Here is a 25,049-nt window from a genome sequence, read left to right as displayed (position 1 = left end):
CCCGCTTCACTCCGGTTCACTCCGGTGCGCTCCGGTTCACTCCGGTTCACTCCCGCCACAGCCGCGCAATCGGCCATAACGGCCCGATACCGCCCTTGTCGGGCGACCGCTTTACCCCCTTCCTCCTTCCGTTACACAACCGACGGACAGCCGAGGGCTGCCCGCAAGCTGCCTCGGACAGTGCCGTGACAACGCCTCCGTACCTTCGGTCGCGTGCTCGACAAGGGCACGACGAGCAAGGAACACAAGCAGTGCGACCGGTCCGCGCGGGCGGCCCGGAACGGGGAGCGGAAGGCGGTTCACCATGGCGCAGGGCGAGGTGCTCGAGTTCGAGGAGTACGTCCGCACCCGGCAGGACGCGCTGCTGCGCAGCGCCCGCCGCCTGGTTCCGGACCCCGTGGACGCGCAGGACCTGCTGCAGACCGCGCTGGCCCGGACGTACGGCCGCTGGGAGACCATCGAGGACAAGCGGCTGGCCGACGCCTATCTGCGCCGCGTGATGATCAACACGCGGACCGAGTGGTGGCGGGCCCGCAAGCTCGAGGAGGTGCCCACCGAGCAGCTTCCGGAGTCCTGTGTGGACGACGCCACCGAGCAGCACGCGGACCGGGCCCTGCTGATGGACGTCATGAAGGTGCTCGCCCCGAAGCAGCGCAGTGTCGTGGTGCTGCGACACTGGGAGCAGATGTCCACGGACGAGACGGCCGCCGCCCTCGGCATGTCGGCCGGAACGGTCAAGAGCACGCTGCACCGGGCGCTCGCCCGGCTCCGTGAGGAGCTGGAGGCGCGCGATCTGGACGCGCGTGCGCTGGAGCGTGAGGAGCGGGAGCGTTGCGCGGCCTGACCGGCCCGAGGTCCACACGGATCCGGTCCACCGCCCGGGCGGCGACCACGGCGACGGCCGTGCTCGCCGCCGTCGTGCTGTTCGCCGGCGGTTGCGGCACGGGCGGGACCGGGGCCCGGGACGAAGGCCCGGCGCACGCGGACTCGGTGGCGAGCGCGGCCGCGCCGTCGGCTCCGCCCTCGGGAACTCCCGACCGGATCGACGCGGTGCGCCTGGTCAAGGCGGATCCCGCGGTCTCCGCGGAGGTCAAGCGGGAGCTCAAGCCGTGCGTGGCCGACGAGTACCCGGTCGACGTGAGCTACGGCAATCTCACCGGCGGGGCCGTCGACGACGTCGTCGTCAATGTGCTGACCTGCGGGGACGCCGTGGGCGTCGGCTCGTATGTGTACCGCGACCAGGGCGGCGCGTATGTGAACGTGTTCACCGCCGAGGACACCCCGGTGTACGCGGAGATCGACCGCGGGGACCTGGTGGTGACCAAGCAGGTGTACGACCGCGGCGACCCGTTGTCGAGCCCGTCCGGCGAGAACGTGATCACGTACCGCTGGGCCACGGACCGGTTCGACGAGGAGTACCGCACGCACAACGACTACGGGCAGGTGGCCGGTGCGCAGCCGTCGCCGATGCCCGAGGGCTGAGACATGGCTCACGGTGTGAACCGGCGGGACCGCCCCGGCCGATGAGGGGGTGAACCCTTCGCGCGGCTCACGCGTCCGTTGGGTGGGCCGGTAAAGGCCCGCTGCGCGGACCTGAGGGGCCGCGTGCACACCGACCCGAGATCACACGAGGACTGAGAGCACCGGGATGGCAGACCAGACCCACGTCCTGTTCGTCGAGGACGACGACGTCATCCGCGAGGCCACCACGCTCGCCCTGGAGCGGGACGGCTTCGTGGTGACCGCGATGCCCGACGGGCTGTCCGGCCTGGAGGCGTTCCGCTCCGACCGGCCGGACATCGCGCTGCTCGACGTGATGGTGCCGGGGCTCGACGGGGTCAGCCTGTGCCGGCGCATCCGGGACGAGTCGATGGTGCCGGTCATCATGCTGTCCGCGCGGGCCGACGCCATCGACGTGGTGCTGGGTCTGGAGGCGGGCGCCGACGACTATGTGACCAAACCGTTCGACGGGGCCGTTCTGGTGGCCCGCATCCGCGCGGTGCTGCGTCGCTTCGAGCGGGCGGGCAGCGGCCGGGAGGAGGCCGCCCCGGACGGCGGGGGTGTGCTGGCCTTCGGCGAGCTGGAGATCGACACGGAGGGCATGGAGGTGCGCAGGGCCGGGCAGCAGGTGGCGCTGACGCCGACCGAGATGCGGCTGCTGCTGGAGTTCTCCGCGGCGCCGGGCACCGTGCTCTCCCGGGACAAGCTGCTCGAACGGGTGTGGGAGTACGGCTGGGGCGGTGACACCCGGGTGGTGGACGTCCATGTGCAGCGGCTGCGTACGAAGATCGGCCAGGACCGTATCGAGACGGTCCGTGGCTTCGGCTACAAGTTGAAGGCCTGAGTGAGCGGATGCCGGGGAGTTTGCGAGGCCTGGTGGCGGCGGGCGTGCACCGGGCGGGCATCGGGGCGGGTCTGAGGTGGAAGCTCAGTGCGGCCATCGCCCTGGTCGGGGCGCTGGTGGCCGTGGTGCTGAGCCTGGTGGTGCACAACGCGGCGCGGGTGTCGATGCTGGACAACGCCCGCGATCTGGCCGACGAGCGCATCATGATCGCCCAGCGCAACTACGAGATGTCGGGCCGGCTGAATTTCCCCAACACCAAGATCGACGATCCTCAGCTGCCGAAGGAGCTGCGGGAGAAGGTCGAGGCGGGGCGGCGGGCGACCTATGTGGCCGACCGGAGCGGGGCGCCGGACATCTGGGCGGCCGTGCCGCTGAAGAACGGTCATGTGATGTCGCTGCACTCCGGCTTCACCGACCGCAGCTCGGACATCCTCAAGGACCTCGACCAGGCCCTGGTGATCGGTTCGATCGCGGTGGTGCTGGGCGGGAGCGCGCTCGGGGTGCTCGTCGGCGGGCATCTGTCGCGGCGGCTGCGCAAGGCGGCCAGCGCCGCCAACCGGGTCGCCAAGGGCGAGACGGACGTGCGGGTGCGGGAGGCCATCGGCGGGGTGGTGCGGGACGAGACCGACGACCTGGCCAGCGCGGTGGACGCCATGGCGGACGCGCTGCGGCAGCGTCTGGAGGCCGAGCGCCGGGTCACCGCCGACATCGCGCACGAGCTGCGCACACCGGTGACCGGTCTGCTCACCGCGGCCGAGCTGCTTCCGCCGGGCCGGCCGACGGAGCTGGTGCTGGACCGGGCCAAGGCGATGCGCACCCTCGTGGAGGACGTCCTGGAAGTGGCCCGGCTGGACAGCGCCTCGGAACGGGCCGAGCTGCAGGACATCCTGCTCGGGGAGTTCGTCACCCGGCGGATCGCGGCGAAGGACCCGGACGTCACGGTGCACGTGGTGCACGAGTCGGAGGTGACCACCGACCCGCGGCGTCTGGAGCGGGTGCTGTTCAACCTGCTCGCCAACGCCGCCCGGCACGGCAGGCCGCCCCTCGAGGTGACTGTCGAGGGGCGGGTCATCCGGGTCCGGGACCACGGGCCCGGCTTCCCGGAGGAACTGCTCGCCGAGGGGCCGAGCCGGTTCCGCACCGGGAGCGCGGACCGGGCCGGCCGCGGTCACGGTCTGGGGCTGACCATCGCGGCCGGACAGGCCCGGGTGCTGGGCGCGCGGCTGACCTTCCGCAACGTACGGCCGGCGGGGGCGCCGGACGGTGTGCCGGCCGAGGGCGCGGTCGCCGTGCTGTGGCTGCCGGAGCACGCGCCGACCAACACCGGGAGCTATCCCGTGCTGGCGCCCTAGAACCAGTTCTGGCGGGGGTGGCTCAGCGGGACCAGTCCTTGTCCATGTCGAGGCCGCCCTCGCGGGGCTGGGTGAAGGAGAACCAGTTGCCGGAGTCGTCGCGGAACAGCGCCTCGGTGCCGTAAGGGCGCTCCTGCGGCTCCTGGATGAACTCCACGCCGCGTGCCTTGAGCTCGGCGTAGTCGCCGTGGATGTCGTCGGTGGTCAGGACTCCGGGGCCGAGTGCTCCCTTGGCGACCAGCTTCTTGATCATCTCGGCGGACTCGGGGTCCATGCCGGTGCCGGGCACCATCAGGGTCAGCTCGACGTCGGGCTGCTTCGGCGAGCCGACGGTGAGCCAGCGCATGCCGCCCTCGCCCAGGGTCATGTCGGTGCGGACCTCCAGGCCGAGCTTCTCGGTGTAGAACTCCTTCGCCCGGTCCTGGTCGAGGACCCAGACGGTGGTGATGGCGAGACCCTTGATCATGGCGTACTCCTGCTCCGCGGCCGTTCCTTCAGTGCCCTGTCACCGTAGGCAACGCCGCCGTCAGTCCGCTTCTCCGGAATTGCGCTGTGCCGCCGCCCTGCCCGGTCCGGCCCTGTGGCCGCCGAGCCAGTGCATGGCGTAGCAGCCCGGGATCAGGGCGGCGCCGCGGCCCACGTGCCGGCTGCGGTACTCGCTGGGGGTGAGGCCGGTCCAGGCCTTGAACCGCGTCGAGAAGGTGCCCAGGCTGCTGAAGCCGACCAGGTGGCAGATCTCCGTGACCGTCAGGTTGGCGGTGCGCAGCAGGTCCTCGGCGCGCTCGATGCGGCGGTGTGTGAGGTACTGGCCCGGGGTCTCGCCGTAGGTCTCCCTGAAGGCGCGTATGAAGTGGTAGCGCGAGTAGCCCGCGTGGGCCGCGACCGCTTCCAGGTCCAGGTCCGGGTCCGCCCAGTCCCGGTCCATCGCGTCCTTGGCCAGCCTCATCCGCCGCGCCTTGTCCATGCCCCGATGGTGGCACGGAGGTCCGACATCGGTCCGGGCCCGCAGGTGCGGAAGGCCCTCCAAGGAGTTGCTCCGAGGGCCTTCCGCCGCGGTCGTCAGACGGGCTCGGTCACCGCCGCGGCCGCCGGGGCGCCGTCGTCGGTGTCCTTGCCACCGGGCCCCTCGCCCTTCAGCGGGACCTCCTTCACGAACACGGCCGCCGCCAGCGAGAGCACCGCGATCACGGCCCCGAGGAGGAACGCCGAGTGCGTGCCCGAGGACACCGCGTACTGATAGGCCTCGCGGGCCGCGTCCGGCAGCTTGGCCAGGCTCTCCGCGTCCAGCTGGGCGGACTGGTCGGTCACCTTGGAGCCCAGCGTGCCCGCCCTCTCGCTCATGACGTCCTGGACGCGGCTGTTGAACAGCGCGCCCATGATCGCGACACCGAAGGACGAGCCGAGGGTGCGGAACAGGGTGGTGGACGAGGACGCCACTCCCATGTCCTTCATCTCCACGCTGTTCTGGGCGACCAGCATGGTGATCTGCATCAGGCAGCCCATGCCGAGGCCGACCACGGCCATGAAGACCCCGGAGGTGAGGCGAGAGGTCCCGGTGTCCATCGTGGACAGCAGATACAGGCCGACGATCATCAACGCGCTGCCGAGAACGGGAAAGACCTTGTACCGGCCGGTGTTGGTGGTCACCCGGCCCGCGACCATCGAGGTGACCAGCATCGCGGCCAGCATCGGCAACAGCAGCAGACCGGAGTTGGTGGCCGAGGCGCCCTGCACGGCCTGCTGGTACAGCGGCAGGAAGAGGGTGGCGCCGAACATCACGAAGCCGGTGATGAAGCCGATGAGGGACATCAGCGTGAAGTTGCGGCTGCGGAAGATGTGCAGCGGTACGACCGGCTCGGCGGCCCTCGTCTGCCAGAACACGAAGCCCACGAGCGAGGCGACACCGAGGCCGGTCAGCTCCATGATCCGGGCGGAGGTCCACGCGTACTCCGTGCCGCCCCAGGTGGTGACCAGCACGACGGCGGTGATGCCGACGGTCAGCAGCGCGACTCCGAGGTAGTCGATGCCGGCCTTGGCACGCTTCTTCGGCAGGTGCAGTACGACCCCCACGGCGGCCAGCGCGACCGCGCCGAGCGGCAGGTTGATGTAAAAGGCCCAGCGCCAGCCCCAGTTGTCGGTGATGGTGCCGCCGACCAGGGGTCCGCCGATCATGGCCAGCGCCATGACGGCGGCCATCATGCCCTGGTACTTGCCGCGCTCCCGGGGCGGGATGAGGTCGCCGATGATCGCCATGACGCCGACCATCAGACCGCCGGCGCCCAGGCCCTGCACCGCGCGGAAGCCGATCAGCTCGCCCATGTTCTGCGCCATGCCGCTGAGCGCGGAGCCGATCAGGAAGATCACGATGGACGTCATGAACGTGGCCTTGCGCCCGTACATGTCGCCGAGCTTGCCCCAGACCGGGGTGGAGGCCGCGGTCGCGAGGGTGTAGGCGGTGACGACCCAGGACAGGTGCTCCAGGCCGCCGAGTTCGCCCACGATCGTCGGCATCGCGGTGCCGATGATCATGTTGTCGAGCATCGCGAGCATCATCGCGATCATGAGTGCGAGGAGGACCACCCGCACGCTGCGCGGCTGTTTGCCGCCGTCCGTCCCGGCGGCCCCCGCCGCCCCTGTCTCCGCCATGGGTTCCACTCCCCCGACCACGGTTGCGTGGCCACCGCTACTTACTTGCCGCCCGGCTAGTACCTACACTGGGAAGCTAGTCGCGCAACTAGCCGGGCGTCAAGTAAGTTTTCGTCAAGGGCGTGTCGAGTAGGAGGATGGGCGGCACCATGGACGGCACCACACATCGGCGCCGCGGGAACACCCGCCAGCGCATCCAGGACGTAGCGCTCGAACTCTTCGCGGAGCAGGGCTACGAGAAGACCTCGCTGCGCGAGATCGCCGAGCACCTGGACGTCACCAAGGCGGCCCTCTACTACCACTTCAAGACGAAGGAAGAGATCCTCGTCAGCATCTTCGAGGACCTCTCGCGGCCGATCGAGGATCTGATCGAGTGGGGCCGGCAGCAGCCGCACTCGCTGGAGACGAAGCAGGAGATCATCCGCCGGTACAGCGACGCGCTGGCGGGTGCGGCCCCGCTCTTCCGCTTCATGCAGGAGAACCAGGCCACGATCCGCGAGCTGAGCATCGGCGAGATGTTCAAGACCCGCATGCTCGGGCTCCGGGACATCCTCATGGACCCGGACGCCGACCTGGTGGACCAGGTGCGCTGTGTCAGCGCCCTGTTCACCATGCACGCGGGGATGCACGTCCTCGCGGACGTGGAAAGCGACCCCGAGGAGAAGCGCAAGGCCGTCCTCGAGGTCGCCATCGATCTGATCACCCAGGCCCACCGGGCCTCCCCGCAGGCCTAGGCGCTGTCACGCGCCCGGGGTTCTCCGGGTCAGAGGCTGACGCCGTTGGCGCGCAGGAACTTCGCCGGGTCCACGGCGGTGCCGTAGTTCGGGGTGGTGCGGATCTCGAAGTGCAGGTGGGGACCGCTGGAGTTGCCGGTGTTGCCGGACAGGGCGATCTTCTGGCCGGTCTTGACGACCTGGCCGACCTTCACGTTGACCGAGGACAGGTGGGCGTACTGGGAGTACGTCTTGTTGCCGTGCTTGATGACGACGGCGTTGCCGTAGGCGGGGCCGTCGCCGGCGCCGTTGCCGCCGGCCTTGACGACGGTGCCGCCGTGGGTGGCGACGACCGGGGTGCCGGTCGGGACGGCGTAGTCCTGGCCGGAGTGCTTGGAGGCCCACATGCCGCCGTTCTGGGCGAAGCTCGCGGACAGCTTGTAGCTCTTCACCGGGGAGACCCAGGACGCCTGCTTCTTCGCGGCGGCGGCCTTGGCCGCCTTCTTCGCCTGGGCCGCCTTCGCCGCCGCGGCCTTCTTCGCCTGGGCCGCCTTCGCCGCCGCGGCCTTCTTCGCCACGGCCGCCTTCTCGGCCTGGGCGGCCTGGGCCTTCGCGGCCTTGGCCTGGGCGGCGGCCTGCGCCTGAACGGCACTGGCGGCGCCGGACGCGGCCGTGGTGTCGGCAGCGGCCGCGACCCCGGCTCCCAGTGCGACCGAGGCCCCCAGGCCGGCGGCCAGCACGGCCGCACGGGTGCGGATCAGGGACGTACGGGAGGAACGGGACGTGACGCGCTCGAACATCGAAACCTCGTAAGGGAGGGGACAGAGGAAAACCACCAGGCGGATGGTCCGCACCTCGGTGGTGAGTCATTGGTAGCCCCTCCGGACATAACAGCGCAAAGGTGTGATCTACGACGGTAAGTCGTACTTCTGCACTGAGATGCATGTCTCTTGACAGAGCATTCCTATAGGGCGATACCCCCCATTTAGAGCTGATCGATCAGAATGCCGGGGGAAATGTCCGTTTTGATGCTGAGGCTTTGCCACTATTCCGACTAGTACCGGACAAGCCGCCTGTGCCCCATGTCACCGGCGAGCGGCTTCGGCCATTCCATAAATGTGGCGCAGGCCTCTAGGCGCCTACCGCCCGGTAACCCTACGGTTCACCTCGCGTCACCCTCGCAGACGAGCATGCACACGCCATGTTGGCAGCGTTACGGACGTGAGAGGACCCCCACGACTATGAGAAGCCGACACCCCTGGCTCCGCCGCGTATCGGTCACCGCCGTCTCCGCGGCCGCCCTCGTGGCCCTGGCCGCACCCGCCGAGGCCGCGGCCCCCACAGCCGCAGCACCCGCCGCTCTCCCGGTGGCGGCCTCCACGGCGGCGGACGTGGACTACGACACCTGGCAGCGGGACTGCCGGGCGGTCATGGACCAGGCCCTGCCCTATCTGAAGGAGCGGATCGGGGACACCGCGCCCGGCGAGAAGCCGGCGATCGTGCTCGACATCGACAACACGGCGCTGGAGACCGACTTCGGGTTCAGCTTCCCGCAGCCCGCGAACCGGCCGGTCCTGGAGGCCGCGGAGTACGCCCAGGAGCACGGGGTCGCCGTGTTCTTCGTGACCGCCCGCCCGAGCATCATCCACTGGCCCACCGAGTACAACCTCGACCACGCCGGCTACGAGTCCGCGGGCCTCTACGTGCGCGGCTTCGTCGACCTGTTCCGGGACGTGGCCGAGTACAAGACGGCCCAGCGGGCGCACATCGAGTCGAAGGGCTACACGATCGTCGCCAACATCGGCAACAGCGCCTCCGACCTGTCGGGAGGCCACGCGGAGAAGACGTTCAAGCTGCCGGACTACGACGGTCAGCTGTCCTGAAACAGCCGCGAACGCCGAGAAGGGGCTGCCCCGGGACAGGTGTCCCGGGGCAGCCCCTTCTCGTGCCGGCTGAACGCGGTGGCTACGCGTCCTTGCTCAGGTTCGGTCCGGCTCCGCCGGCCGCCTGCTCGATCGGCGGGACGTCGGGCAGCGCCGACTTCTCCTCACCGCGGAAGGTGAAGGTCGCGGAGTCGCCCTCGCCCTCGGTGTCCACGACCACGATGTGACCGGGACGCAGCTCGCCGAAGAGGATCTTCTCCGACAGCGAGTCCTCGATCTCCCGCTGGATGGTCCGGCGCAGCGGCCGGGCGCCCAGCACGGGGTCGTAGCCCCTCTTGGACAGCAGCTCCTTGGCGGACTGGGAGAGCTCGATGCCCATGTCCCGGTCCTTCAGGCGCTCGTCCACCTTGTCGATCATCAGGTCGACGATCCGCAGGATGTCGTCCTGGCTGAGCTGCGGGAAGACGACCACGTCGTCGACACGGTTGAGGAACTCGGGCCGGAAGTGCTGCTTGAGCTCGTCCTGGACCTTGTTCTTCATCCGCTCGTAGTTGGTCTTCGTGTCACCGGCGGCGGCGAAGCCCAGGTTGAAGCCCTTGGAGATGTCCCGGGTGCCGAGGTTGGTCGTCATGATGATGACCGTGTTCTTGAAGTCCACGACCCGGCCCTGGGAGTCGGTCAGACGACCGTCCTCCAGGATCTGCAGCAGCGAGTTGAAGATGTCCGGGTGGGCCTTCTCGACCTCGTCGAAGAGGACGACCGAGAACGGCTTGCGGCGCACCTTCTCCGTCAGCTGACCGCCCTCCTCGTAGCCCACGTAGCCGGGGGGCGAACCGAAGAGACGCGAGACCGTGTGCTTCTCGCTGAACTCCGACATGTCGAGGGAGATCAGCGCGTCCTCGTCGCCGAAGAGGAACTCCGCCAGGGCCTTCGACAGCTCGGTCTTACCGACACCGGACGGACCGGCGAAGATGAACGAGCCACCCGGACGCTTCGGGTCCTTCAGACCCGCACGGGTACGGCGGATCGCCTTCGACAGCGCCTTGACGGCGTCGTTCTGGCCGATGACCCGCTTGTGCAGCTCGTCCTCCATGCGGAGCAGACGGCTGGACTCCTCTTCCGTGAGCTTGAAGACCGGGATGCCGGTGGCGGTCGCGAGGACCTCGGCGATCAGCTCGCCGTCGACCTCCGCGACGACGTCCATGTCGCCGGCCTTCCACTCCTTCTCCCGCTTCGCCTTGGCGGCCAGCAGCTGCTTCTCCTTGTCGCGCAGGGAGGCGGCCTTCTCGAAGTCCTGCGAGTCGATCGCGGACTCCTTGTCGCGGCGGACGCCGGCGATCTTCTCGTCGAACTCGCGCAGGTCCGGCGGCGCGGTCATCCGGCGGATGCGCATCCGGGAACCGGCCTCGTCGATCAGGTCGATCGCCTTGTCCGGCAGGAAGCGGTCCGAGATGTAGCGGTCGGCGAGCGTCGCCGCCTGGACCAGGGCCTCGTCCGTGATGGAGACGCGGTGGTGCGCCTCGTAACGGTCACGGAGACCCTTGAGGATCTCGATCGTGTGCGGCAGGGACGGCTCGGCGACCTGGATCGGCTGGAAGCGGCGCTCGAGGGCCGCGTCCTTCTCCAGGTGCTTGCGGTACTCGTCCAGCGTGGTCGCACCGATGGTCTGCAGCTCACCACGGGCCAGCATCGGCTTGAGGATGCTCGCCGCGTCGATGGCGCCCTCGGCGGCGCCCGCGCCGACCAGCGTGTGCAGCTCGTCGATGAACAGGATGATGTCGCCGCGGGTGCGGATCTCCTTGAGCACCTTCTTCAGGCGCTCCTCGAAGTCACCGCGGTAGCGGGAGCCGGCGACCAGCGCGCCGAGGTCCAGGGTGTAGAGGTGCTTGTCCTTGAGGGTCTCGGGCACCTCACCCTTGACGATGGCCTGCGCGAGGCCCTCGACGACGGCGGTCTTGCCGACGCCCGGCTCACCGATCAGCACCGGGTTGTTCTTGGTACGGCGGGACAGCACCTGCATGACCCGCTCGATCTCCTTCTCGCGCCCGATGACCGGGTCGAGCTTGGACTCACGAGCGGCCTGGGTGAGATTCCGGCCGAACTGGTCGAGGACCAGGGACGTGGAGGGGGTGCCCTCGGCAGGACCGCCGGCGGTGGCGGTCTCCTTGCCCTGGTAACCGGAGAGCAGCTGGATCACCTGCTGCCGCACGCGGTTGAGATCAGCGCCCAGCTTGACCAGGACCTGGGCGGCGACGCCCTCGCCCTCACGGATCAGGCCGAGCAGGATGTGCTCCGTGCCGATGTAGTTGTGGCCCAGCTGAAGGGCCTCGCGGAGCGACAGCTCCAGGACCTTCTTGGCACGGGGGGTGAAGGGAATGTGGCCGGACGGGGCCTGCTGGCCCTGGCCGATGATCTCCTCCACCTGCTGGCGGACCGCCTCGAGCGAAATCCCGAGGCTCTCAAGGGCCTTGGCGGCGACACCCTCACCCTCGTGGATCAGGCCCAGGAGGATGTGCTCGGTGCCGATGTAGTTGTGGTTGAGCATCCGGGCTTCTTCCTGAGCCAGGACGACAACCCGCCGCGCGCGGTCGGTGAACCTCTCGAACATCGTTAATCGCTCCTCAGAGCGGTCAGGCAGTGGGGGGAACTTCCCCTCCCTGTCCTTCCGCAGCTTAGTCCCGCAAGCGGGGACCGCTCATTCCAACTGCCGACACCGTCGATGGCCTCCTGACCCCGCTAACGCCGACATCTGCTCCAACCCGATGGTGCGAGACGATGTTCCCGCAGGCCAGGCAGTTACCCCCATCGCCAGTACGCCCATGGCGAACGGGAGACGTGCCGCCCTGCGTGTCGCCCCCTCCCACTAGGGATGTCTTACCCGCTGCTACGGACAGTCCATGCCGAGTGCACGGGTTCCCTCCGCTACGGGCGAACAACCTTGCGCCTCCCCACACCCCCACGCGCCCCCTTGTTCGACACTCTGTGCTCACACAGGGAGACCCAGCGTAACTTGCCGGTGCTTCGGATGGTTGCGCGGGTCATGGTTGGCACCTCCTCCGCCGGCGTACCGCGCCCCCGTCGACCGCTCACGCCGAGTGACGACGAGGTGAGGCTCTGGTACGAGAACGTGCTGGGCTGGCCCACGGTGCCCGGGGATCCGGTGCGGCTCGTGGTGGGAGTGCGGTTCGACGTACTCGACGTGCCGGTGGAGGCGGGGGTCGCCGCGCTGGAGCGGCTGGAGGCGTCGCGGTGCGCAGGGTTTCCTGTGGCGCTCTGCGGTGGGCGGATGCGACTGCTGGTGGCCGCGGGCAGCGCGGCGGAGCTGCCGGGGCTGCTGGAGTGGCTGGAGTGGGGGACGCCGCTGGAGCTTGACCTGACGGCGGTGGGGGCCGGCGGGGTCATGGAGGCTCCCGCTCCCGCTGCCCCGTCCGTCGGCTTCGGCGCCTGCGCCCGGGACATCTCGCAGGGGGCCGCCGTGTGGCTGCGGCCCCCCGGGCCGGAACGCGGGGCCGAGGCCACGCTGCCGACGCTGTCGGCGATGGGCACGAGGAGTGCACTGGGGGACTGTGACAGCCCCCCGGACCTCGTGCGGCTGGTGAACACGGTGGCCACGCAGATCCACCGTGTTCGGCTGCGGCGCGCTGGTGCGGCCGCCGCCGCCGTGAGGACCGACAGTCAGCCGTTGGCCTTCTCGTAGGCCTCGCGGATGGACGCCGGAACACGGCCGCGGTCGTTGACCTCGTATCCGTTCTCCTTCGCCCAGGCGCGGATGGCCGCGGTGTCCTGACTGCCGCCGGAAGAAGCACGCGCCTTTCCACGCCCACCCGAAGCACGGCCCCCGGTGCGACGGCCGCCCTTCACGTAAGGCTCGAGAAGGCCACGGAGCTTGTCCGCATTGGCGGTGGTGAGATCGATCTCGTACGTCTTGCCGTCCAACGCGAACGTCACGGTCTCGTCCGCCTCGCCGCCGTCGAGGTCGTCGACAAGAAGGACCTGAACCTTCTGTGCCACCGGATTTCCTTTCATCGATAACTTGAGGGCCGGGGTGTGCCGGCGTCCGCCGTATCGCCGTCCCTTGTTATATGCAGTACTGCAGTACCCCGGAAAGCAAACCGCTTTTGCCGTAAAAACACAAACCCCTGGCAGAGACCTGCTCCCCGCACCCGGTACGGAAACGTGCGCGTTTCGGACATAGGGAACCCCGCACAGATCACAGATGCAGAAGCATGCGACTGTTGCCCAAGGTGTTCGGTTTCACGCGTTCGAGACCGAGGAACTCCGCGACGCCCTCGTCATAGGAGCGCAGCAACTCGGCGTACACATCCGTGTCGACGGGCGTCTCGCCGATCTCCACGAAGCCGTGCTTGCCGAAGAAGTCCACTTCGAAGGTCAGGCAGAATACGCGCCGAACACCGAGCCAGCGGGCCGTCTCCAACAACTTCTCCAGCACCCGGTGTCCGACACCGGCGCCCTTCAGTCCGGGCTTCACGGCGAGGGTGCGGACTTCCGCGAGGTCTTCCCACATCACGTGCAGGGCGCCGCAGCCGACCACCTCGGCGTTGTCGTCCCGTTCCGCGACCCAGAACTCCTGGATGTCCTCGTAAAGGGTCACCGTCGCTTTGTCGAGCAGGATGCCCCCGCGGACGTAGGCGTCGAGGAGACGGCGCACGGCCGGCACATCGCTGGTGCGGGCCCGCCGGACCGTGACGGCATTTGCGGTGACTTCGGGGCTGTCTGCTGACATGAGCGGACGCTATCGTCCGGTGCGGTCCTCGGTGGAGCCGGGGTTCTCGTCGGAGGTTTCCGGGAGCTGGACGATCCGTACCGCGTCCGTGAGGGCCTGGCGCTGTTCCTCGCTCATCATGCCGAAGAAGGCCACGAGAGCGGCGGCGGCGTTGTCGCTCTGCGACCACGCCTCGTTCATCAGGGCGGCGGCGTAGGCGGCGCGAGTGGAGACGGCCTCATATCGATAGGCCCGGCCTTCGGCTTCTCGGCGCACCCAGCCCTTCTGATGGAGATTGTCCAGAACGGTCATCACCGTGGTGTAGGCGATGGACCGTTCCTTCTGCAGATCTTCCAGGACTTCCCGAACGGTCACCGGACGGTTCCACTTCCACACCCGCGTCATGACCGCGTCTTCGAGTTCTCCCAATGGGCGAGGCACAACTTCGACGATAGTGCGGGATCTTGGTAATGGCGTGCCGGACGGGCACCGGTGCGGCAAACGTGCACAAAAGGGGCGTACGACGGTGTGTCGTACGCCCCTGAGGTGCGTGTCGGGCTGCCGTGCAACGCGGGGTGTGCGTGCCACGCGGGGTGTGCGTGCCGCGCGGGGTGTGCGTGCCGCGCGGTGCTTGTCAGGCCTCGGTCTTGGGGGAGGCCTCGGCCCTTGCGAGGGCCGCGTCGACGGCGGCGTCCTCCTTGGTCTTGTTGGCGCCGCCCTGGGTCTTCACGATCACCCGGATCACGGCGATGAAGAGGACGGCCATGACGGCCGGGGGGAGGAGCGCGGAGACGTAGTCCATGGATCCAGGGTAGCCAGGGTGTGCCGTCAGCCCGCGGCCAGGTGCTGGTCGGGTGGCGGCGGTGTGGGCTTGCGGCGGGGGAAGACCTCGCCGGGGGTGGGGACGGGGCGGCGGGTGGGTTTGGGAGTGCCGGGGGCAGGGTGGGGGGTGGGTGCGGGGGCCGGGCTGGGGTTCGGGGCGGGGTGGGGGGTGGAGGGGTTCTCCGCGGGCTTCTTCTTCTCCTCCTGCCGGCCCTCGGCGGTGGCTCCCCGGCCGCCGGGGAGGGCCGTGAGGCGGGTGCGTTCGCAGTGGCGGAGGAGGGCTACGGCGGTGGGGTTGCCGCGCAGGGCGCGGAGGGCAGCCAGATCGTCGGGGTGGGGGCGGTATCCGGCGCCCAGCGCCTCCTCCAGGAGCGTGAGGTAGCCGGCGGCGGTGCCGGGGAGGGCGGCGCGGTAGCGGCCGAGGTCGGCCAGGAGGAAGGCGCGCAGCCTGGCAGTCTCCCGCGTTGCCTCGTCGAGGGAGTCGGCGAGGTGGAGGCAGTCCTGGACGTCGTCGGCCGAAGCGGGGGTGGGGTGCAGGGCGAGGGCGAGAGCGCGGCGGAGCACGCGCAGTTCCTCTGCGCCGAACGCCATGCCGCCGCGGGATCCGTAGGGCGTGGGCATGCTGAGACGATACGCGCTAATCAGACAAACACCGCGTATGGGACTCAGGTGTGGCGTGCGGCGCCACCCGGGTGGGTGGGATGCCTGCGGCGCAGCTGTCCCTCAGGTGGGGGTGCGCGTAGCGCCGACGGTGGGTGGGTGGTGCGGGGCCGGGACGGGGGTGTCCGTCCTCGGACTGGCGCGATGGGGCTTGTTGGTGGGGGGCGGGGTGCGGACGCGCCAGCCACTGCGGGCGGACACCCCCGCCCCGTCCCCTCCCCGCCGCAGGCGGCATACCTGCGCCCACCATGGTCCGCGCTGCGCGTCATGCGCGACCGCGGTCCGTCGCTCCCGCGGGCAGTCGTGCCTCCCCCAGGGCGATGGGGTCCCCCGCTCGAGCGGAGTCGAGAGTGGGGGAGGCACCCCGCATGCGCCGGGCTGCGCAAACCCACGCCGGGTACCTGCAGGTACCGGGGCACGCCCCACCCCGGACGCCGCGCATGCGCTACATGCGTGACACGTTGCGTTCGTACACCAGGCGGAGGCCGATCAGCGTCAGCCACGGCTCGTGCTCGTCGATGACCGAGCTCTCCCCCAGCACCATCGGCGCCAGCCCACCCGTCGCGATGACCGTCACGTCGTCGGGATCGTCCGCCAGCTCCCGCGCCATCCGGTTCACCACACCGTCGACCTGGCCGGCGAATCCGTAGATGATGCCGGACTGCATCGCCTCGACCGTGTTCTTGCCGATCACACTGCGCGGACGCGCCACCTCGATCTTGCGGAGCTGGGCGCCGCGGACGCCGAGCGCCTCGACGGAGATCTCGATGCCGGGCGCGATGACGCCGCCGACGTACTCCCCGCGCGCGCTGACCGCGTCGAACGTCGTCGCCGTGCCGAAGTCGACGACGATCGCCGGACCGCCGTAGAGGTCGACCGCCGCGACCGCGTTGATGATGCGGTCCGCGCCGACCTCCTTGGGGTGGTCGGTGAGGATCGGCACGCCCGTCTTCACGCCCGGTTCCACGAGCACGGCGGGGACGTCGCCGTAGTAGCGGCGCGTGACCTCGCGCAGTTCGTGCAGCACGGACGGGACCGTCGCGCAGATCGCGATGCCGTCGATGCCGTCGCCCAGCTCGTCGCCCAGGAGCGGGTGCATGCCCATGAGGCCCTGGAGGAGCACCGCCAGCTCGTCGGCCGTGCGGCGGGCGTCCGTGGAGATGCGCCAGTGTTCGACGATGTCGTCACCGTCGAAGAGCCCCAGGACGGTGTGCGTGTTTCCCACGTCGATGGTCAGCAGCATGGCTACTCCGCCGCTCGCAGGTCGAGGCCGATGTCCAGGATGGGAGCGGAGTGGGTCAGGGCACCTACGGCCAGGTAGTCCACGCCCGTGTCCGCGTACGCCTTCGCACGGGTGAGGGTGAGGCGGCCGGAGGCCTCCAGGGCGGCGCGGCCGTTCACGAGGGCCACCGCCTCCCCGCACTCGCCGGGCGTGAAGTTGTCCAGCAGGATCAGGTCGGCGCCGGCGTCCAGGACCTCGCGGAGCTGGTGCAGCGTGTCGACCTCGACCTCGATCGGGACGTCGGGGAAGCGCTCGCGGACCGCGCGGAACGCCTCGGCGACGCCGCCGGCCGCCACCACGTGGTTGTCCTTGACCAGGGCCGCGTCCGAGAGGGACATGCGGTGGTTGACGCCGCCCCCGCAGCGCACGGCGAACTTCTCCAGGCTGCGCAGACCCGGAGTGGTCTTGCGGGTGTCGCGGACCTTCGCCTTGGTGCCGTCCAGGGCGTCCGCCCACGCGCGGGTGGCCGTCGCGATGCCCGACAGGCGGCACAGCAGGTTCAGGGCGCTGCGTTCCGCCGTGAGGATGTCGCGCGTGCGCGTGGTGATCGACAGGAGCTTCTGGCCGGCCTCCACGCGGTCGCCGTCCTCCACGTGGCGCTCGACCTCGAACTCCTCCGTGCAGACGATCGACATCACCGCCTCGGCGACCCGGAGGCCCGCCACCGTGCCCGTCTCCCGCGCGGTGAAGTCGGCGGTGGCGACGGCGTCCTCCGGGATGGTCGCGACCGTCGTGACGTCCACTCCGTGGGCCAGGTCCTCCTGGAGGGCCACATTGGCGATGTCCTCGACCTCCACGGGGTCGAGGCCCGCGTCGGCCAGGAGCTGGGCGAGTGCGGGGTCGAGGCCGCACTCGAAATAGGTCTCCTCGTCGGCGCCGCAGGCACAGCCGTCGCCACAGCCGCCGGAGGAAACGAGGGGAAGGTCGGGGGTGGTCACTGCTGTCACTGCTCCTGGGGCTGAGGGAGGGTCGGGGGGAAGTCTGTGGTGTCGGTGGTGTGCGCCGCCAGCGTCCGGTCCGGATTCAGCCGTACGACGATGTGGCGGCGCCAGTTCGTGTCGTCCCGCTCCGGGCGGTCCTCGCGCCAGTGGCAGCCGCGGGTCTCCTCGCGCCGCTGCGCGGCGGCCACCAGGACCCGGGCCACGCACAGGAGGTTGGTGGCCTCCCAGGTGTCGACGCCGGGCTCGGCGGTCTTGCCGTTCTCGTCGAGGGCGTCGCGCGCGTCGGCGTGCAGTCGGTGCAGGCGCTGGGCGGCCTCGGAGAGGGACGCCTCGGAGCGCAGGACTCCCGCTCCCCGGGTCATGATCCGCTGGATGGTGAAGCGTGCCTCCGGGGGGAGGAGGGGGTGCGCGGGGCGCTCCGCAGCGGGCAGCGGCTGCGGCACGCGGGCGTGGCGCGTGTTTCCGGCGTCCGCGATGTCCTTGGCGATGCGTTCGGCGTAGACCAGGCCTTCGAGGAGGGAGTTGGAGGCCAGGCGGTTGGCGCCGTGCACACCGGTGCAGGCGACCTCGCCGCACGCGTACAGGCCGGGCACGGTGGTGCGGCCGTGCGAGTCCGTGCGGACCCCGCCGGACGCGTAGTGGGCGGCCGGGGCGACCGGGACGGGCTCGGTGACCGGGTCGATGCCGTGCGCGCGGCAGGCCGCGAGGATCGTGGGGAAGCGGCGCTCCCACATCTCGGCGCCGAAGTGGCGGGCGTCGAGGTACATGTGCTCGGTGTCCTGCTCCCGCATGCGGCGCATGATGCCCTTGGCCACGATGTCCCGCGGGGCGAGCTCGCCCAGTTCGTGCTGTCCCTGCATGAAGCGCACGCCGTCGGCGTCCACCAGGTGGGCGCCCTCGCCGCGTACCGCCTCGGAGACCAGGGGCTGCTGGCCCTCCGCCTCGGGTCCGAGGAAGAGGACCGTGGGGTGGAACTGCACGAACTCGAGGTCGCTGACCTCGGCGCCCGCGCGCAGGGCCAGCGCCACGCCGTCGCCCGTGGAGACGGCGGGGTTCGTCGTCGCCGAGAAGACCTGGCCCATGCCGCCGGTGGCCAGGACCACGGCGGGGGCGTGCACGGCCCCCACGCCGTCGTGCTGGCCCTCGCCCATAACGTGCAGGGTGACACCGGCCGTGCGGCCGTCGGCGTCGGTGAGGAGGTCCAGGACGAGGGCGTTCTCGATGGTGCGCAGCCCGCGCGCACGGACCGCCTCGACGAGGGCGCGGGAGATCTCCGCGCCGGTGGCGTCGCCGCCCGCGTGGGCGATGCGGCGGCGGTGGTGGCCGCCCTCGCGGGTGAGGGCGAGGCCGCCCTCACTGGACTCGTCGAAGTGCGCGCCCGTCGCGATGAGGCGGCGTACGGCGTCGGGGCCTTCGGTGACCAGGATGCGGACGGCTTCCTCGTCGCACAGGCCGGCGCCGGCGACCAGGGTGTCGTCCAGGTGCTGCTCGGGGGTGTCGCCCTCGCCCAGGGCCGCGGCGATACCGCCCTGCGCCCAGCGGGTGGAGCCGTCGTCGAGGCGTGCCTTGGTGACGACCACCGTGGTCAGGCCGGCGGCCTCGCAGCGCAGCGCAGCGGTGAGACCGGCGACGCCGGAGCCGACGACCACGACGTCCGCGTCGATGGACCACCCGGGCGCGGGCGCGTGCAGTCTTATGCCTGTGCTGGTCACGAGGCGGCTCCGAAACTTCCGAACGTCAGGGGGATGTTGTCGATCAGGCGGGTGGTGCCCACACGGGCGGCCACGGCGAGGACGGCCTCTCCGGTGAAGTCGTCGCCGATATCGGTGAAGTCGGACGGGTCGACCAGGGCCAGGTAGTCCAGGGCGAGCGGCGGGTCGAGGCGGACCGCCTCGTCGAGGACCAGGCGGGCGGCGGCGAGGATGGCCGCCGGGCCGCCGGCGGTGGTGGCGACGGCGTGCGCGTCGGCCGCGGCGCGGGACTCGCCGATGGCGCTGAGCGCCTCGGCACGCGCGCGGGTGGCCGGCACTTCGCGGGCACGCGCGCGCAGCGCCTGCTGGGCCGCGTGCCGGTCGCGGCCGGCGAACAGGGCCTGGGACAACGCGAGCGCGGTGCGCCGCTCGGGGGGCGAGAGGTAGCGGTTGCGGCTGGACAGGGCGAGCCCGTCCTCCTCGCGGACGGTGGGGACCCCGACGATGTCGACGCCGAAGTTCAGGTCCCGCACCATGCGGCGGATCAGGGCGAGCTGCTGGGCGTCCTTCTGGCCGTACAGGGCGATGTCGGGCCGGGTGAGGTGGAGCAGCTTGGCGACGACGGTGAGCATGCCGTCGAAGTGGCCGGGCCGGGCGGCGCCCTCCAGGCGTTCGCCCATGGGGCCGGCGCTGATCCGCACCTGGGGTTCGCCGCCCGGGTAGACCTCGTCCACGGCGGGGGCGAACACCGCGTCCGCGCCGGACCGCTCGGCGATCTTGACGTCGGCGTCCAGGGTGCGGGGGTAGCGGTCCAGGTCCTCGCCCGCGCCGAACTGCAGCGGGTTGACGAAGACGGTGACCACGACCTCGCCCTCGGGGCCCGCGATCCCGCGTGCCGTGCGGATCAGCGTGGCGTGGCCTTCGTGCAGCGCGCCCATGGTCATCACGACGGCGCGGCGGCCGGTACGCGCGCGTGCGCTCAGTTCGGCGGCGGTGCGCAGCACAGTGGCGGTCATCGGGCGACTCCGTTCCGGGACGCGCGGGTCGTGGTGCGGGCGGGACACGGGGCGGTGCGGCCGGTGGTCCTCATCGGCCCTCCCCCGGGCCTTCGGCTCCGTCGGCGAGCACCCCGAGGAGGTCCTCGGCGAGTTCCGGCTTCAGCAGGCCGTGGGCGAGGGCGCGGTCGGCCGTCGCGCGGGCCATCGCCAGATAGCCGGCCACGGCCCCCGGGGAGTGCCGGCGCAGCTCGGTGACGTGCGCCGCGACCGTGCGGGCGTCGCCGCGCGCGACCGGGCCGGTGAGCGCCGCGTCGCCGGAGCGCAGGGCGTTGTCCAGGGCGGCGCCGAGCAGCGGCCCGAGCATCCGGTCCGGGGCCCCGACGCCGGCGGTGCGCAGCAGTTCGAGGGACTGGGCGACCAGGGTGACCAGGTGGTTGGCGCCCAGGGCGAGGGCGGCGTGGTAGAGCGGGCGGTTCTCCTCGGCGATCCACTCGGGCTCGCCGCCCATCTCGATGACGAGGGCCTCGGCGGCCAGCCGCAGCTCCTCGGGCGCGGTGACGCCGAAGGGGCATCCGGCGAGCCGCTGCACGTCGACGGGGGTGCCGGTGAACGTCATCGCGGGGTGCAGGGCGAGCGGCAGGGCGCCCGCGCGCAGGGCCGGGTCGAGGACCTTCGCGCCGTACCGGCCGGAGGTGTGCACCAGCAGTTGTCCCGGCCGCACCGCGCCGGTGTCGGCGAGTCCGGAGACCAGCTCCGGCAGCGCGTCGTCCGGGACGGTGAGCAGGACCAGCTCGGACTGTCGGAGGACCTCGGCGGGCGGCACCACCGGCACGTCCGGGAGCATCTGCTCGGCGCGCCTGCGGGAGGCGTCGGAGACGGCGGAGACGGCCACCGGACGGTGCCCGGCGAGCTGGAGGGACGCGGCCAGGGCGGGGCCCACGCGTCCGGCGCCTACGACGCCGACGGTGAGCCGCGCGGGGCGGTCCCTGGGATCGGGTTGTGGGGTTGTGTTCACGCGACGGCGGCCTTCCCGTTCCAGTCCGCTCGGGGTACCGGACGATTTCTCGTCATGTTAACGCGATCGGTTGCGGGGGCGGTCGGTTGTCCACAGGCTGTGGGTTTCCGTGCGGCGTCGCGGCACACGCGCGTGCGGAAATGTGCGGCGGGCGCGCGTGCCCGTCTTCGGCGGGCGCGCATGCCGAAAGGGGAGTGCCCGCGCGGGCCGGGGCGCGGCATGATCGCGGGCATGAGTGATACGGCGGACGGCACCAACGACACGACGGCCGGGGACGAGCGGCGGCCCGGATCCGACGCGGACGGCGCACAGCGGCCGACACAGCGCGAACGGCGGATCGCCGCCTGGCGCAAGGCGCCGCGTGTGCTCGCGCGCCTCGGTTTCCTCGCCCCGCTCTCGGAGCGGCTGGCCGTGCTGGAGGCGGCGGGGAGCGTGTACGACCTCGACGAGGACTCCGACGTCTACGGCAACGGGGTCGTGGAGGCCCTGGAGAAGCGGGTCGCCGATCTGCTCGGCACGGAGGCCGCCGCGTTCTTCCCGACCGGCACGATGGCGCAGCAGGTCGCGCTGCGCTGCTGGGCCGGCCGTACCGGCGACCCGGCGGTCGCCCTGCATCCGCTCAGCCACCCGGAGGTGCATGAGCGGAACGCGTTCAGCCAGGTCAGCGGGTTGCGCCCGGTACGGATGACGAGCGAGCCCCGGCTGCCCACGGCCGACGAGGCGCGCGACTTCGAGGAGCCCTTCGGGGCGCTGATGCTGGAGCTGCCGCTCAGGGACGCCGGTTTCGTGCTGCCCACCTGGGAGGAGCTGACGGAGGTGGTGGACGCCGCGCGGGAGCGCGAGGCGGTCGTGCACTTCGACGGCGCCCGGTTGTGGGAGTGCACCGAGCACTTCGGGCGCCCGCTGGAGGAGATCGCGGGCCTCGCGGACAGCGTCTACGTGTCGTTCTACAAGTCCCTCGACGCCTTCGGCGGTGCCGCTCTCGCGGGTCCCGCGACGCTGGTGGAGGAGGCGAAGGTCTGGCGGCACCGGTACGGGGGCGCCGTGTTCCAGCAGTTCCCGACCGCGTTGTCCGCGCTGATCGGGCTGGAGCGGGAGCTGCCCCGGCTGCCGGAGTACGTACGGCACGCGCGCGTGGTCGCCGCCGCGCTGCGCGAGGGACTGGAGGCCGGCGGGCTGCCCTGGTTCCGGGTGCATCCCGAGGTGCCGCACACCCACGACTTCCAGGTGTGGGTGCCGTACGAGCCGGAAGTGGCCGCCGAGGCGGCGATCGGGGCGGCGGAGGAGACGGGGGCGGTGCTGTTCGCCAACTCGTGGGCCCCCAAGGGCCCGGGGCTGTCCTTCACCGAGGTGAATGTGCGGGCCGCGGCGCTGGAGTGGACGGGCGACGAGGTGCGGGCGGCGGCGGTGGATTTCGCCGAGCGGCTGCTCCGGGTCTGACCGCACGCCGGAGGGGCCGGCATCCGCCCCTCCGGGGGCGACACGGCGTCGTCGGTGCACCATGTGGGCATGGGTGTGCACATCGACATCGCGGGGCTGCGCCCGGAGAGGGTCGCCGTCGTGCCGTCCCCTCTGGCCGAGCTCGGTATGGCCCTGCACGCGCTGTCCGAGCCGTCGCACCACCCGGGGCTCCAGGCCTGGGTGGCGGGCGTGACCGCGCGTCTGGACCAGCACCTCGCGGACCGGATGTGCGAGGCGGACTTCCTGTGGCGGACCACGTTCTCGGACCTGTTCCTTGCGAGCGCCGGCGTTCCGGGCCGCGCGACGCTCCCGGGCGGGACCCTCGCCGAGGAGCTGGACCTGCTGGACAAGCTGTCCGACGAACAGTTCGTGGACGCCGCCCTGGAGTTCACCTGCGCCCTCCCCTACAGCCTGCCGGGTCCCGGTCCGCTGGCCGACGAGGGACTGCGGCGTCGTTCGCTGGAGCTGGCCGCCGCGCGGGGGCCGCGGCAGGTGCTGTTCACCGAGCGGCTGCTGGCCGATCCGCCGCGGATCAGGGACTGGCTGCGGCAGTTCCTCGAGGACTGCGACGTCGCGTTCTTCGCCGAGACGTGGGCCCGGCTGCGGCATCAGCTGGCCGCGGACACCCGCCTCAAGACCGACCTGCTCCGCCGCAAGGGGCTGTCCGAGGCGCTGGCCGCGGTGTCCCCCGCGGTGACACTCGACCAGGCGGCCGGCCGGATCACCGTGGACAAGCTGGGCGACGGCCGTACGGCCACCGGCGACGGCGGACTGCTGCTGATCCCGACCAGCCTCGGCTGGCCGCACCTCATGGTGCTGCACCGGCACGGCTGGCAGCCGGTGCTCCACTACCCGGTCGGCGCCCCCGAGCCGGCCGCCCCGCCGACGGTCGAGCAGCTGGCGCTGAGGATGACCGCGCTGTCCCATCCGGTCCGTATGCGCATGTGCCGCCACCTCGCCCGCAGCGCGTACACCACGAGCGAACTGGCCCAGGTGCACGGGATGACGGCGCCGGAGATCTCGCGGCACCTGGGCGTGCTGAAGAAGGCCGGACTGATCAGCACCCGGCGCCGTGGGCGGTATGTGCTGCACCAGCTGGACGTGACGGTCGTGGCCCGGCTCGGCAGCGACTTCCTGGAGGGGATCCTGCGCTGACGCCCGGACCCGCTCCCCGCGCGTTCGTCAGTCGAAGCGGATGTGCCGGATGCCCACGGCCGCCTGCCGCAGCCGCGTCCGCAACCGGCCCTCGTGGTTGGGGCGCAGGGTCAGCCCGGCCAGCACGGCGATGCGGTCGGCGGTCTTCGGCACCGTGGTGTGGTCCGTCCACAGGTGCTCGGCGAACTCCGGCTCGGCGAGGCGCTCCAGGCAGTGGTCGAGCCGCCGCACCGCCCAGCTCTCCCGCCGCAGGGCGGCCTGGCCCATGACGGTCCCGAGGACGTGGCCGAAGGTGCGCTCGCGCAGGCGCCGCAGCACGGTGTCGCGCTCGGCGAGAAGGGTGAAGTGACGGACGTCGTGGCCCATGTCGCGCAGCCGGCCCACGGTCTCCGCGAAGTACCCGGGGTCGGTGACGGTCATGGGGGCGATCACCACGCCGTCGTGCTGCGTCAGGGTGAGGTCGAGGACCTCGACGACGCCCTGCCGCCAGGCCGTCAGATCCTGGAAGTCGCCCCGCAGTCCGGGCGGCAGCATGCGGTGCAGGCCGAACCCGGGGTACTCCGGGTCGCAGACGACGCTCCCCGGCAGGCGGCGCCGTATCTCGTGTGCGGTCTGTGTCTTGCCGCCCCCGAAGGGCCCGTTGATCCACAGCAGCATGCGCAGACCCTACCGGCGCGCGGCCGTCCGTTCAGCCGTGTCCGCCGGCCCGTACCAGTCCCGTCTCGTAGGCGAGGACGACCACCTGCACCCGGTCCCGCAGGCCCAGTTTGGTGAGGATGCGGCCCACGTGGGTCTTCACGGTCGCCTCGGAGAGCACCAGCCGGGCCGCGATCTCGCCGTTGGACATGCCCTGGGCGACCAGCACCATGACCTCGCGCTCGCGCTCGGTGAGCCGTTCCAGCGCCTTGTGCTCGGGCTGCTTGCCGGCGCTCGGCAGCATCGGCGCGAAGCGGTCCAGGAGCCGGCGGGTGGTGGAGGGGGCGACCACTGCGTCGCCGCTGTGCACCGCGCGGATCGCGGCGAGCAGCTCGCCGGGCGGCACGTCCTTGAGCATGAAGCCGGACGCGCCCGCCTTCAGCCCGGAGAAGGCGTACTCGTCGAGGTCGAAGGTGGTGAGGATCAGCACCTTGGGCGGGTCGGTGTCCGCGCAGATCCGGCGGGTGGTCTCCACGCCGTCGAGCTTGGGCATGCGGACGTCCATCAGCACCACGTCGACGGCGGTGGAGCGCAGCACCTGGAGGGCCTCGACGCCGTCGCCCGCCTCCGCCACGACCTCCATGTCCGGCTGGGCGGCGAGCACCATCCGGAACCCGGTGCGCAGCAGCACCTGGTCGTCGACGAGCATCACGCGGATCGTCATCGG

General features: G+C 71.1%; 26 protein-coding genes. 9 read left to right on the top strand and 17 right to left on the bottom strand.

What is annotated here, in order from left to right; genetic code table 11:
• The first annotated feature begins 304 nt into the window (after positions 1-304).
• From ACZ44S_RS19595 to cseC, 4 genes are all read left to right on the top strand, one after another.
• Positions 305-844: a SigE family RNA polymerase sigma factor gene (locus tag ACZ44S_RS19595; protein WP_190167425.1), complete on the top strand. Its 540-nt coding sequence runs from the start codon at positions 305-307 to the stop codon at positions 842-844.
• On the top strand, positions 832-1,482 hold the full coding sequence (locus ACZ44S_RS19590; RefSeq protein WP_466930638.1) for a hypothetical protein: 651 nt from the start codon (positions 832-834) through the stop codon (positions 1,480-1,482). Before ACZ44S_RS19595 ends, ACZ44S_RS19590 begins: the two co-directional genes overlap by 13 nt.
• Positions 1,483-1,648: 166 nt before the next feature.
• Positions 1,649-2,344 carry a two-component system response regulator CseB gene (gene cseB / locus ACZ44S_RS19585; RefSeq protein WP_190167423.1) on the top strand — a complete coding sequence of 232 codons (696 nt, stop codon included), beginning with the start codon at positions 1,649-1,651 and terminating at the stop codon, positions 2,342-2,344.
• Between the two features lie 8 nt (positions 2,345-2,352).
• Complete coding sequence (cseC, locus tag ACZ44S_RS19580; RefSeq protein ID WP_190167422.1) at positions 2,353-3,696, top strand: two-component system sensor histidine kinase CseC; 1,344 nt, start codon at positions 2,353-2,355, stop codon at positions 3,694-3,696.
• A gap of 22 nt (positions 3,697-3,718) precedes the next feature.
• Here the strand turns inward: cseC and ACZ44S_RS19575 are convergent, their stop codons facing one another.
• The 3 genes from ACZ44S_RS19575 to ACZ44S_RS19565 all read right to left on the bottom strand — a co-directional run bounded on the left by ACZ44S_RS19575 (position 3,719) and on the right by ACZ44S_RS19565 (position 6,342).
• Entirely contained in the window at positions 3,719-4,162 is a 444-nt protein-coding gene (locus ACZ44S_RS19575; RefSeq protein WP_466930634.1) for a VOC family protein, read from the bottom strand.
• A 60-nt stretch (positions 4,163-4,222) separates the two neighbouring features.
• Complete coding sequence (locus ACZ44S_RS19570; RefSeq protein WP_466930632.1) at positions 4,223-4,660, bottom strand: helix-turn-helix transcriptional regulator; 438 nt, start codon at positions 4,658-4,660, stop codon at positions 4,223-4,225.
• A gap of 95 nt (positions 4,661-4,755) precedes the next feature.
• On the bottom strand, positions 4,756-6,342 hold the full coding sequence (locus ACZ44S_RS19565; protein ID WP_466930629.1) for an MDR family MFS transporter: 1,587 nt from the start codon (positions 6,340-6,342) through the stop codon (positions 4,756-4,758).
• 137 nt (positions 6,343-6,479) lie between these two features.
• On the opposite strand from ACZ44S_RS19565, the gene ACZ44S_RS19560 reads away from it, so the two are divergent.
• Complete coding sequence (locus tag ACZ44S_RS19560) at positions 6,480-7,076, top strand: TetR/AcrR family transcriptional regulator (RefSeq protein WP_466930699.1); 597 nt, start codon at positions 6,480-6,482, stop codon at positions 7,074-7,076.
• A 29-nt stretch (positions 7,077-7,105) separates the two neighbouring features.
• Here the strand turns inward: ACZ44S_RS19560 and ACZ44S_RS19555 are convergent, their stop codons facing one another.
• A complete protein-coding gene (locus ACZ44S_RS19555) occupies positions 7,106-7,855 on the bottom strand; it encodes a M23 family metallopeptidase (RefSeq protein WP_466930626.1) in 750 nt (249 codons plus the stop codon).
• 441 nt (positions 7,856-8,296) lie between these two features.
• Here ACZ44S_RS19555 and ACZ44S_RS19550 point away from each other — a divergent pair, with 441 nt between their 5' ends.
• Positions 8,297-8,938 (top strand): HAD family acid phosphatase, encoded by a 642-nt coding sequence (locus ACZ44S_RS19550; protein WP_466930623.1) that lies wholly within the window; start codon positions 8,297-8,299, stop codon positions 8,936-8,938.
• An 82-nt stretch (positions 8,939-9,020) separates the two neighbouring features.
• Here ACZ44S_RS19550 and ACZ44S_RS19545 read toward each other — a convergent pair whose 3' ends face one another.
• The gene (locus tag ACZ44S_RS19545; protein WP_190166719.1) at positions 9,021-11,546 is read right to left on the bottom strand and encodes an ATP-dependent Clp protease ATP-binding subunit; all 2,526 of its coding nucleotides are present in this window, start codon (positions 11,544-11,546) and stop codon (positions 9,021-9,023) included.
• Positions 11,547-11,978: 432 nt separating this feature from the next.
• Between ACZ44S_RS19545 and ACZ44S_RS19540 the strand changes: the two genes are divergently transcribed.
• The gene (locus tag ACZ44S_RS19540) at positions 11,979-12,635 is read left to right on the top strand and encodes an SCO3374 family protein (RefSeq protein ID WP_466930620.1); all 657 of its coding nucleotides are present in this window, start codon (positions 11,979-11,981) and stop codon (positions 12,633-12,635) included.
• Here ACZ44S_RS19540 and ACZ44S_RS19535 read toward each other — a convergent pair.
• The 10 genes from ACZ44S_RS19535 to ACZ44S_RS19490 form a co-directional block, all read right to left on the bottom strand.
• A complete protein-coding gene (locus tag ACZ44S_RS19535; RefSeq protein WP_037939819.1) occupies positions 12,614-12,949 on the bottom strand; it encodes a histone-like nucleoid-structuring protein Lsr2 in 336 nt (111 codons plus the stop codon). The two genes, ACZ44S_RS19540 and ACZ44S_RS19535, sit on opposite strands and share 22 nt — an antisense overlap.
• A gap of 199 nt (positions 12,950-13,148) precedes the next feature.
• Positions 13,149-13,682, bottom strand: a complete 534-nt coding sequence (locus ACZ44S_RS19530) for an amino-acid N-acetyltransferase (protein WP_190166717.1) — start codon at positions 13,680-13,682, stop codon at positions 13,149-13,151.
• A gap of 9 nt (positions 13,683-13,691) precedes the next feature.
• A complete protein-coding gene (locus tag ACZ44S_RS19525) occupies positions 13,692-14,090 on the bottom strand; it encodes a BlaI/MecI/CopY family transcriptional regulator (RefSeq protein WP_466930696.1) in 399 nt (132 codons plus the stop codon).
• Between the two features lie 205 nt (positions 14,091-14,295).
• Positions 14,296-14,463, bottom strand: a complete 168-nt coding sequence (locus tag ACZ44S_RS19520; protein ID WP_466930617.1) for a hypothetical protein — start codon at positions 14,461-14,463, stop codon at positions 14,296-14,298.
• 26 nt (positions 14,464-14,489) lie between these two features.
• Complete coding sequence (locus ACZ44S_RS19515; protein WP_466930614.1) at positions 14,490-15,104, bottom strand: hypothetical protein; 615 nt, start codon at positions 15,102-15,104, stop codon at positions 14,490-14,492.
• Positions 15,105-15,588: 484 nt separating this feature from the next.
• Complete coding sequence (locus ACZ44S_RS19510; RefSeq protein ID WP_190166713.1) at positions 15,589-16,386, bottom strand: type III pantothenate kinase; 798 nt, start codon at positions 16,384-16,386, stop codon at positions 15,589-15,591.
• A 2-nt stretch (positions 16,387-16,388) separates the two neighbouring features.
• Entirely contained in the window at positions 16,389-17,363 is a 975-nt protein-coding gene (gene nadC / locus ACZ44S_RS19505; protein WP_466930611.1) for a carboxylating nicotinate-nucleotide diphosphorylase, read from the bottom strand.
• Between the two features lie 5 nt (positions 17,364-17,368).
• Positions 17,369-19,078 (bottom strand): L-aspartate oxidase, encoded by a 1,710-nt coding sequence (locus ACZ44S_RS19500; protein ID WP_466930608.1) that lies wholly within the window; start codon positions 19,076-19,078, stop codon positions 17,369-17,371.
• Positions 19,075-20,073 carry a pantoate--beta-alanine ligase gene (gene panC, locus ACZ44S_RS19495; protein WP_466930606.1) on the bottom strand — a complete coding sequence of 333 codons (999 nt, stop codon included), beginning with the start codon at positions 20,071-20,073 and terminating at the stop codon, positions 19,075-19,077. Before panC ends, ACZ44S_RS19500 begins: the two co-directional genes overlap by 4 nt.
• Positions 20,074-20,143: 70 nt before the next feature.
• Complete coding sequence (locus ACZ44S_RS19490; protein ID WP_466930603.1) at positions 20,144-21,070, bottom strand: Rossmann-like and DUF2520 domain-containing protein; 927 nt, start codon at positions 21,068-21,070, stop codon at positions 20,144-20,146.
• Between the two features lie 219 nt (positions 21,071-21,289).
• On the opposite strand from ACZ44S_RS19490, the gene ACZ44S_RS19485 reads away from it, so the two are divergent.
• Both ACZ44S_RS19485 and ACZ44S_RS19480 read left to right on the top strand, forming a co-directional pair.
• Positions 21,290-22,510 (top strand): threonine aldolase family protein, encoded by a 1,221-nt coding sequence (locus ACZ44S_RS19485; RefSeq protein WP_466930600.1) that lies wholly within the window; start codon positions 21,290-21,292, stop codon positions 22,508-22,510.
• A 69-nt stretch (positions 22,511-22,579) separates the two neighbouring features.
• A complete protein-coding gene (locus ACZ44S_RS19480; protein ID WP_466930597.1) occupies positions 22,580-23,686 on the top strand; it encodes a DUF5937 family protein in 1,107 nt (368 codons plus the stop codon).
• A 27-nt stretch (positions 23,687-23,713) separates the two neighbouring features.
• On the opposite strand, the gene ACZ44S_RS19475 is transcribed toward ACZ44S_RS19480, so the two are convergent.
• Both ACZ44S_RS19475 and ACZ44S_RS19470 read right to left on the bottom strand, forming a co-directional pair.
• Positions 23,714-24,343, bottom strand: coding sequence for an AAA family ATPase (locus tag ACZ44S_RS19475; protein ID WP_466930594.1), 630 nt, complete (start codon positions 24,341-24,343; stop codon positions 23,714-23,716).
• 31 nt (positions 24,344-24,374) lie between these two features.
• Positions 24,375-25,046 carry a response regulator gene (locus tag ACZ44S_RS19470; RefSeq protein ID WP_466930591.1) on the bottom strand — a complete coding sequence of 224 codons (672 nt, stop codon included), beginning with the start codon at positions 25,044-25,046 and terminating at the stop codon, positions 24,375-24,377.
• Positions 25,047-25,049: the final 3 nt, after the last annotated feature.

This window comes from Streptomyces malachitofuscus (assembly GCF_055571035.1).
Note: the sequence above shows the minus strand (reverse complement) of the source record. Positions and strands in the feature narration are given on the sequence as shown.